The sequence below is a fragment of the Planktothrix sp. FACHB-1355 genome (assembly GCF_014748295.1).
In the GTDB taxonomy this organism is placed as follows: domain Bacteria; phylum Cyanobacteriota; class Cyanobacteriia; order Cyanobacteriales; family Aerosakkonemataceae; genus Aerosakkonema; species Aerosakkonema funiforme_A.
Genome location: NZ_JACJUP010000186.1, coordinates 1 through 8,232 on the forward strand (window position 1 = coordinate 1; position 8,232 = coordinate 8,232).

At 42.3% G+C, this 8,232-nt stretch carries 10 protein-coding genes and 1 pseudogene; 4 read left to right on the forward strand and 7 right to left on the reverse strand.

Annotation, left to right across the window (positions count from 1 at the left end):
- On the reverse strand, window positions 1-237 hold a 237-nt coding region (locus H6S82_RS10720; protein WP_191056213.1), incomplete at its 3' end, for a hypothetical protein.
- Window positions 238-344: 107 nt separating this feature from the next.
- Between H6S82_RS10720 and H6S82_RS10725 the strand changes: the two genes are divergently transcribed.
- Window positions 345-1,049 (forward strand): hypothetical protein, encoded by a 705-nt coding sequence (locus tag H6S82_RS10725; RefSeq protein WP_190461023.1) that lies wholly within the window; start codon window positions 345-347, stop codon window positions 1,047-1,049.
- Between the two features lie 107 nt (window positions 1,050-1,156).
- Here H6S82_RS10725 and H6S82_RS10730 read toward each other — a convergent pair whose 3' ends face one another.
- The 4 genes from H6S82_RS10730 to H6S82_RS10745 all read right to left on the reverse strand — a co-directional run bounded on the left by H6S82_RS10730 (window position 1,157) and on the right by H6S82_RS10745 (window position 4,647).
- Window positions 1,157-1,477 (reverse strand): type II toxin-antitoxin system RelE/ParE family toxin, encoded by a 321-nt coding sequence (locus tag H6S82_RS10730; RefSeq protein ID WP_190461021.1) that lies wholly within the window; start codon window positions 1,475-1,477, stop codon window positions 1,157-1,159.
- On the reverse strand, window positions 1,474-1,731 hold the full coding sequence (locus tag H6S82_RS10735) for a type II toxin-antitoxin system ParD family antitoxin (protein WP_190461018.1): 258 nt from the start codon (window positions 1,729-1,731) through the stop codon (window positions 1,474-1,476). Before H6S82_RS10735 ends, H6S82_RS10730 begins: the two co-directional genes overlap by 4 nt.
- A gap of 91 nt (window positions 1,732-1,822) precedes the next feature.
- A complete protein-coding gene (locus H6S82_RS10740; protein WP_191056214.1) occupies window positions 1,823-3,325 on the reverse strand; it encodes an ATP-binding cassette domain-containing protein in 1,503 nt (500 codons plus the stop codon).
- 230 nt (window positions 3,326-3,555) lie between these two features.
- The gene (locus tag H6S82_RS10745; protein WP_190461015.1) at window positions 3,556-4,647 is read right to left on the reverse strand and encodes a BMP family protein; all 1,092 of its coding nucleotides are present in this window, start codon (window positions 4,645-4,647) and stop codon (window positions 3,556-3,558) included.
- A 116-nt stretch (window positions 4,648-4,763) separates the two neighbouring features.
- On the opposite strand from H6S82_RS10745, the gene H6S82_RS10750 reads away from it, so the two are divergent.
- From H6S82_RS10750 to H6S82_RS10760, 3 genes are all read left to right on the forward strand, one after another.
- Window positions 4,764-5,258, forward strand: coding sequence for an ureidoglycolate lyase (locus H6S82_RS10750; RefSeq protein WP_190461013.1), 495 nt, complete (start codon window positions 4,764-4,766; stop codon window positions 5,256-5,258).
- An 11-nt stretch (window positions 5,259-5,269) separates the two neighbouring features.
- A complete protein-coding gene (locus tag H6S82_RS10755) occupies window positions 5,270-5,548 on the forward strand; it encodes a hypothetical protein (RefSeq protein ID WP_190461012.1) in 279 nt (92 codons plus the stop codon).
- Window positions 5,549-5,708: 160 nt separating this feature from the next.
- Entirely contained in the window at window positions 5,709-6,902 is a 1,194-nt protein-coding gene (locus H6S82_RS10760; RefSeq protein WP_190461009.1) for a GUN4 domain-containing protein, read from the forward strand.
- Between the two features lie 6 nt (window positions 6,903-6,908).
- Here the strand turns inward: H6S82_RS10760 and H6S82_RS10765 are convergent, their stop codons facing one another.
- On the reverse strand, window positions 6,909-7,142 hold the full coding sequence (locus H6S82_RS10765; protein ID WP_190461007.1) for a hypothetical protein: 234 nt from the start codon (window positions 7,140-7,142) through the stop codon (window positions 6,909-6,911).
- 9 nt (window positions 7,143-7,151) lie between these two features.
- Window positions 7,152-8,232, reverse strand: a pseudogene (locus H6S82_RS10770) (hypothetical protein); the annotation flags it as partial.

Genomic DNA, 8,232 nt, shown 5'->3' on the forward strand with positions numbered 1-8,232 from the left:
TTCATAGTCTTCTGGTTTGTTTTTCTCTAAATCCTGCAATACCTCTATTGCTGCATTTGCAATCTCGCCAAACATATCAAGAGCATCGGGAGGTACATCCATGTTTTGATAATTTTGCCAGTAATTCGATTCAGGCAGCCATATTGCATAATCAAATACCGTAATGAAGTCAGGATATTTTATTAATTTTTCCAGCAGGTAAGGAGATATCTGCTTAAGGTTTCCTTCTATTCCCATAAATAACTTTACTCTTAAAAATTAGGCGGAGCGTGAAGTATATATTGATTATTCCGACAGATGCTTTATATTAAAAAAGGTATTTCACACCTGTGGGAGTGGGAAACATGAGATTCAGGATTATCGCGATCGCAACCTTAATCGCCACCATTGGATCGGCAGCAAATCCGAGTTTATCTCAAACTGACCTCAACGCACAACTCAACGCAGAACTAAAGCAAGCTGTCTGCGCCCAACAGTGGCGACGAGCGATTCAAATTATCGATCGCATGAGGGTGAGAGTACCGCAAATGGAAAGCCAACTGGTCAGCTATCGCACCCAAATGCAAACTTTAGCCAGATCTCGCACCAGGATAGAAAATTGGCCTCCTGCTTATTGTACTGCCGCTCCCACCACTCCCGCCTCTACGACTGCACCCACTCTCACGCCAACACCAGCAGCAACACCAGCAACAGGAGAGAGAACATCAGCAATAACAGGATCGGTAGCTGCTAATGAAATTAGCGCACCATTTCGAGGTAGAAGAGTTCGCGGTATAGTTGTAAATAATACTAATAACCCCGTTACTCAAGTAAAAGTTACATACAGCATTGTGCGTACAACTGGCGCTGACGGACAGCCGATACCAGAACAAGTTCTAGAAACAGGGACTGCTGCAATTCGCGGTACTATTGCGCCGGGAGGACAAGCTAATTTTGAGACTCTCGTAAATTCACAAATCAGAGGTAATCCGAAAATAGTTTCAGTCGAATGGAAAAATACTCTTGACAATTCTGATGGTGCAAATCCTCCTAGAAGACGCGCACAATAACAAATTATGGAATATCGAAATTTTTTGATAAATATATTTTTAAGTCATCCGATATCGCTATTGCACAACAGCTAGATTTGCGGGTAGAGATCGATCGCTTTTTTTGATTATTCTTCCTGTCCTAAAATTACAGGAATGTTGCGGGATGAGTGGAGTACGCGCACAATTTCGATATCCTCACCTCGATCTAAGTAGAAAATCAGATACTTTTCAAATCCTCTCACAGCCCACTTTCGCAAACCTTCTAAGCGTGAGTTTGTCACCGCAAAAGGGCTACCTATTCCTGGCGTCTTTGCTAATTGAGAGAAAGTCTGTCTCGCCGCGTCGAAAAATCTCAACGCTGCATCCTGGTTATTTTCTGCTATATAACTAAAATGTTCGTCGAGATCGAGACTTGCTCTGGGCGTAATTGCAATCCGGCGTGTCATTGTTTCTGCTTGCGGAGTCGTTCTAAAAGATCCGTGCGTTTCTGTTCCCACCACTCATCTGTCACTTCGATCGGCTCACCGCTATCCAGCCCTTCTAATAATAATTCTTCCATTTGTGCTTGTGCAAGCCGATTTTGTTCTTGATGAATTAGATGATAAATATATTCGCTAGCTGTGCTATAGCCGCCTTTAGTAACCTGATCTTCAATGAAAACCCGCATGGATTCGGGAAGTGAAATATTGACGTTTGTCATAATTTAAACCTCCATTATCAATTTATCCAAAATGGCATAATTTGTCAAATTATTCGACATAAGAAATCTGTTTTCAAGCCATCTGATATCCCTATTCTATAACGCCTGTCGAAACTTTACCGCCTGTCATCAAATAACCAATCTGTTCCACAGTCGCGGTATCTGCATCCAGTATATCAACAAATTGACCTTCGTACATAACAGCGATGCGATCGCTCATCGCCATCACCTCTTCCAACTCAGTGGAAATATACAAAATTGCCGCACCTTTTTGTCTTTCAGCTAACAAGCATTGCTGCACGTATTCCGTCGCACCCACATCCAAACCGCGTGTAGGTTGCATCGCCACAATTAATGCGGGATTGCCAGAAAGTTCGCGTGCAAGCACCACTTTTTGTTGATTTCCGCCAGACAAGTGACTAACTTTAATAGATGGATTTTCAGCGCGAATATCAAAATTTTGCATCGCCTCAGCAGCGTAGTTATTAATTATCCCATATTGCAATAACCAACGACGACAAAATGGCAGGAAATTAAAAGCTTTGAGAATGAGGTTTTTGGCAATGCTAAACCCCATCACCAAACCCATTTTCTGCCTATCTTCCGGAATATAAGCAATACTTTTTCCTCTTCCCCTCTCCCCTGGCGACGGGTATCTCTGAATACTTCCCCCAAAGATATTACGCAAAAGTGCGATCGCATCTGCCAATTCTCGCTGTCCGTTCCCATCAACACCAGCTATTCCCAATATTTCACCTGCGCGAAGTTGAAAAGAAACATCTTTCACAATAGGCAAATTTCTCTCATCCCGCACTTGCAAATTCTTGACTTCCAAAACTACATCCCCGCAGGAAAAAGCAGATTTATGCACTTGGAATAATACTTCTCGACCCACCATCAATTTAGCCAATTCCTGACTGCTTGTATCTGCCGTTTTCATGGTTGTTACAACTTGTCCCCGCCGCAAAACGGTAACAGTATCGCAGATATTCATCACCTCTTCTAACTTATGACTGATGAAAATAATCGTGTGTCCATCCCGCGCCAATTGCCGCAAAATCCCAGCCAAAACCTCAACTTCAGGGGGAGTCAATACGGCTGTTGGCTCATCTAAAATCAACAACTTTGCATTGCGGTAAAGTGCTTTGATAATTTCTACTCTCTGTTGCAAACCTATTGATAAACTTTCTACTTTTGCTAACGTATCAATATCTAAATTGTAGGAATGAGCCATTTGTGCGATCGCTCTACTTTTAGCCTGCAAATTCAAGCGCAAATCGAACTCTGTTCCCAGAATGATATTTTCCGTTACCGTCAGTTGCGACACCAACATAAAATGCTGGTGAATCATCCCAATACCATGTGCAATTGCTGTATTAGCAGAGTTAATTTTGATCGGCTTATCTTCCAGATAAATATCACCCGCATCTGGTTGATAAAGTCCGCAGATAATATTCATTAAAGTAGTTTTTCCGGCTCCATTTTCCCCCAACATGGCATGAATTGAGCCGCGACTGACGCTCAAAGTAATATTGTCATTGGCAAGAAAGTTGCCAAAGCGTTTAGTAATACCTTCCAGACGTAAATAAGCCACTCGATTTTGGATTTTGGATTTTGCGCGAAGTGGGCGTCTTGGCGGTTCCCGTCACGATGCCCACCTTCGCAAGAGAGGATTTTGGATTGGCTCCGCTTTGAACATTGTAGAGACGTTTCATGAAACTCCCCCTTCCAGCTAGAAAAGTTTTTCCTCTTTCCGGCTCCCCCTTCCCTCGTAGGGAAGGGGGCTGGGGGGTTAGGTTTTCCGAATTCGCCTCCCTAGTGTCGCTAAGCTTTCTTCAAGCAGCGAGTAAATTTCCCATTCTCCTGACAATTCTCAAATATGATTTTTTTAGTTAAAATCGCTTTTTCTGCCTGCATTGCCTTTTGCTGCACATCCTTTGGCACCATTGCCCCAAACTTACCCAGATAAAGAATTTTCGGATTTTCCAAACCAATCCGATAAATCTCGCCTTTGAGATTACCCTTAATCGCCAAATCCGCCAAATAAGCAATCCCCAAATCGATCCGCTTCACCGCACTTGTTAACACCGACTTTGGCGCTATATCGAATTGATCTGTTGTATTCCCAAAGGTATAAACTCCCTTTTCCGCAGCAGTTTGCAGTACGGCGGGAGAAGCATTATCCAACCACTGATAAATCACATCTACTCCCGTAGAAATCAACGCCAAGGTTGCTTCCTTCGCCTTAGCTGCATCGTTCCAATCACCAGTATAACTGCTCGTTATCTTAATATCCGGCTTAACAGATTGAGCGCCTAACTGAAATCCCCGCAATTCTTCATCAGTTGCTTGAAAAGATTGCGCCGCCAAATATGCCAATTTATTTGATTTTGTCATAGTAGCGCCAATGATACCGCAAATATAACTCGTTTGCAGGTGATCGATCCGCAAAGATGCTCTATTTTTTTCCTTAATTGTACCATTGACGCCGACAAAGTAAGTATCGGGAAAAAATTGCGGTGACACCTGCCGAATCGCATCATCAAATTGTCCGCCGTGAGCGAAGATTAAGTTGTAACCCCGTCGCGCAAAGTCTGACAAAACTTCTACTTGATCTGCTTGTGCGACATTTTCAACGTATGCTGTTTCGACTCCCAAATTTTTTTCAATTGCCTTCACTCCTTCATAACCTGCTTGATTCCAAGCTTTATCGGTGATAATTCCCGGTAAGGCAATTGCCACTTTAAAATTCTGCTTCGCTTGTGGCGCAGACTCTTGCTCTTGTGGTGCAGGCGTCTCGCCTGCGTTGTTTGAAGTGGAAGTCGAACTGTTAGCGCAAGCTTTCAGCAGTAGACTGGTACCAAAAGCAGCTGAAGCGTAAATAAGGAATTGACGCCGACGATAGATTCCAGACATAGAGGTTTTTGTGCGGATTGAGTGCGATCGCTCATCATTAATACAAATAAATGTTTGTATTGTAGCAGATCGTATTTTCAGATACACTATTAAAAGTTATTAGCTTATTCGAGCCAATGAGCCAATCAATTTTATTAAAACAATTACAGGCTATATCGATTACGCCAGAAAGCTTTCGTCCTTACGGTCAAGTTATTTTTGCAAGTAACGACGGCAAACTTTTCGATGCAGAGGATGCACAGTTAAACCTCCACAATGGCATTCCTCGATTTTACATTATGAGGCTGCACCGCAGAGGGCGCAAGTTCCACAAAATCACGCGCCACCTGCAATGCACTCAATGTCTCGGTTCTCTGGAAGGTAAAGATTGGTTGATTGCGGTAGCGCCTCCCAATCGCGAGATCGATCGACCGAAGTTAGAGGAAATTGCTGCTTTCCGCATTCCAGGAAATTGCTTTATCAAGTTAGAGGTGGGTACTTGGCACGCTGGGCCATATTTTGATGGGGAATTTGTCGATTTCTACAATTTAGAACTCAGCGATACAAATGTGGTAGATCATTTCACTCACAATTTTTTAGAAAGAGATCGAATAGAGTTTGAAATTGTTTAAATTCACTCCCAATGAACTTATTTGAAGCGAGAAAATTAGCCAAGCTTTTAAACCTCCCGCCGTTAGTGGGAAATACTCTTAAGGAAATTAACGAAGCCGAAATAATTAGGGCGTCAAAGCTGCAAGCAGTTCCCTGGTATGAGGAAAATTGGGATAATTTTATCAGCGAACTTGACGCCAGGTTTCTGCCCGATGATTGTCTGATTGACCTCCGCCAAAGCAATCTCACTCAGTTTTGGATACAAAACCGCGATATGACTTTTTGGGAGTTACTAGAATTTTTTCAATAAAGGTATTTGACTGTAGGGGTAATTCATGAATTATATCAAATCCGCCTTAGCTACCCCCTTTATCTTCTTTGGTATGAGAGTGCCAGAATTGTTTGTAGGGAACAAAATTAATAGTTAAGGCTTCATAATTATTTGTATTAAAGGTAACCAAGCTAAGAATATGGAACGCCAGAGCGAAAGAATTGGGGTAATAGCATTATTTACGCTGTTGGCTATAGGGAGTAGTACCCAGCTTTCAGGATTATCTACTCCACCAAGCGTATCTCAAGTCACTGCTGCTAATCCAACTGGCAATACTGTCACGATGCGGGATGTATTTTATACGAGTAACCGCTTTGGTTTCCGTTTTGTTTCGCCAAGTGGTTATACAATTGTACCTGCACAAAAGTTATCCGGTCAGCCTACTACAGTACAAGTATTAGAAATTTGGAACCAAGCAGATTATCTTAACTCTAATAATTTACCTGAATCGCCACCAATTATTAGCATTACCATTTATAATAACTCCCAAAAGTTGCCTTTAGCGAGATGGAAAGGTCAACTAAGCCGGAATGACGATCGCCCTCTCACTATCGCCGGACAACGAGCGATCGCTTACACTTCCACAGGACTCTACGAATCTGATAACGTATTATTCAGCAGTCCAGATAATCGCTATGTATTCCGGTTGCTCGTAGCGTACATCAATAAAAGCGATCGCATTCGGCAAGTATTTCAACAAGTGGTTAACAGCTTCACTTTCGATATTCTAAATCCCTCGCAACCTGTTGAGCAGTGGCGCATCAATTACAGCAATTTGCAAAACTTTTTGAATCAACGTAATTGGCAGGCTGCTGATGTGGAAACTAGAGGAATTATGTTTCGATTAGTTGATGGTAAAGGCGATTTATTATTTGACAGCAAAACCGTACTCGCTCAACTTCCTTGCGAAGATTTGCGTACTATCGATCGCCTTTGGTCAACCGCTAGCCAAAGACGGTTTGGTTACAGCGCACAACAGCGAATTTGGCAACAAATTAGCTCTCGGACAAATAACTCAAAACAGCGAGTAGAAAGATTTGGTCAAGCAGTAGGATGGCGCAGAAACACTCCTCTACCAGAAAACAACCCAGTTGGTATGGAGTTAACAGGAATTCAGTGGAAATTAGATACAGAATTAAACTATACAGCCAATGCACCTGTAGGTCATTTTCCTTGGGTGGGAGTTTCTTCGACGCGCTTGAGTGACTACCTGAGTGAGCGTTCTGCTGGTTGTGGTAGTTGTACCATTGATGCTATGAATTTGGCATCAGAGCGGTTCAATAATTATTTGCCAGCATTGTTTACCAGGCTCAAAACCTGTCGCGTTTCTTAGCTATATTCAATCTTCTCTTTCTATGACTGAACCGCTAACTATTTCATAACCCCAGCGAGGATTTTGGTTTGCTAGTCGTTTGGCGGCATCATATTCGCCTAAACGACAAAGTTCTGCTAGCTGTTGATAGCCATTCTCTCTTTGTTGTGCAAGTCTATCCCGACGCGAGTTTTCTCTTTCCTTGTCAGAAGGAATAGGACGTCCTAAATTAAAGGCATCAATCTCACCAATTTGTTTCATTTTAGCACCTTAGAAAGGAAATAAATCGACAACTTCTCCATCAATAATACCGTATCCCCATTCTGGATGTTCGGCAATTTGCCTTTCTACTAGAGTTCGACCCATCGCAGTTTTGTAAGCTGATTGTAAAGAAGCAAGACTGGGAACATCGACAACGGTATCCGATTCTTCTTCCTCAACGTTTTGCTGTTCTAAAGTCAGATTGTTTAGGGAATTGTAGCTAGATGATGAGATGGAAAATTGAGGTGCGATCGCATTCAGCTTCTGCATAACACTTTCTTTGGTAACTTGCGGTTTATCTGAGAAAGATGGTGGCAGATATGGCGTTGTAATTCCCAAACTTTTGGCTTTAATTGCTTCATCCGCAATGCGATCGCACTTTCTCAAAAAACCCTCCCACAAATCTTTTCCCAACACCGGATCTCTCAATTCGGCACGCGCTTTCGCTACTGCTTGTTCTAACGGTTCTCCTTTTTGAACGTAATATTGAATCCGTTCTTCCTCAAACGCCGGATACGGTACACCCGCTTCAATCTCCCAATCGCGTTTGATTTTTTGACTTTCTCCCAGCGGAATTCCTCTGATAAATTCATCCCAAAATGGAGACACTTCCCCTTTTCTGATATTAGCTACAATTTTATAAACCCATCCCGAAGGGTTTTCAAATCCCTCGGTTTTAGCATATTCTAACAAGGCTCGCTGAAACGACTGAAATTGCTCGGCGGATTGCCAAGGAACCCTATATTGATTGTAATCTTCGTTTTTGATAAAAAGAGGATTTTGAGTCGAGCCCAGCGGTAATCCAGACACAAATTCATCCCAAAATGGAGAGATCAAACCTTTTGTCAGCCCATCGACAATTTTAAATACCCATGCCGTAGGGTTAGTCACTCCATGTTTGTTGAAATATGTCAATAAAGCTCTTTGAAATTCTTCAAATTGTTCTGGAGATTCCCAAGGGCCATTAAACCGATAATCATCTGTAACTTTGACTGCGATCGGCTGACGCTGTGTGGGGAAAAATTTATCATTTTTAATATGTATACCAAGAATATACGAAGCGTCTCCAGCCGTTGTTTTGGTTGAGTCA

What these genes read in the sequence shown, in the direction of transcription:
- H6S82_RS10745 (WP_190461015.1), bottom strand. Translation starts at nt 4,647, where the DNA reads ATGTCTGGAATCTATCGTCGGCGTCAATTCCTTATTTACGCTTCAGCT.
- H6S82_RS10730 (WP_190461021.1), bottom strand. Translation starts at nt 1,477, where the DNA reads ATGACACGCCGGATTGCAATTACGCCCAGAGCAAGTCTCGATCTCGAC.
- H6S82_RS10765 (WP_190461007.1), bottom strand. Translation starts at nt 7,142, where the DNA reads ATGAAACAAATTGGTGAGATTGATGCCTTTAATTTAGGACGTCCTATT.
- H6S82_RS10760 (WP_190461009.1), top strand. Translation starts at nt 5,709, where the DNA reads ATGGAACGCCAGAGCGAAAGAATTGGGGTAATAGCATTATTTACGCTG.
- H6S82_RS10735 (WP_190461018.1), bottom strand. Translation starts at nt 1,731, where the DNA reads ATGACAAACGTCAATATTTCACTTCCCGAATCCATGCGGGTTTTCATT.
- H6S82_RS10750 (WP_190461013.1), top strand. Translation starts at nt 4,764, where the DNA reads ATGAGCCAATCAATTTTATTAAAACAATTACAGGCTATATCGATTACG.
- H6S82_RS10755 (WP_190461012.1), top strand. Translation starts at nt 5,270, where the DNA reads ATGAACTTATTTGAAGCGAGAAAATTAGCCAAGCTTTTAAACCTCCCG.
- H6S82_RS10725 (WP_190461023.1), top strand. Translation starts at nt 345, where the DNA reads ATGAGATTCAGGATTATCGCGATCGCAACCTTAATCGCCACCATTGGA.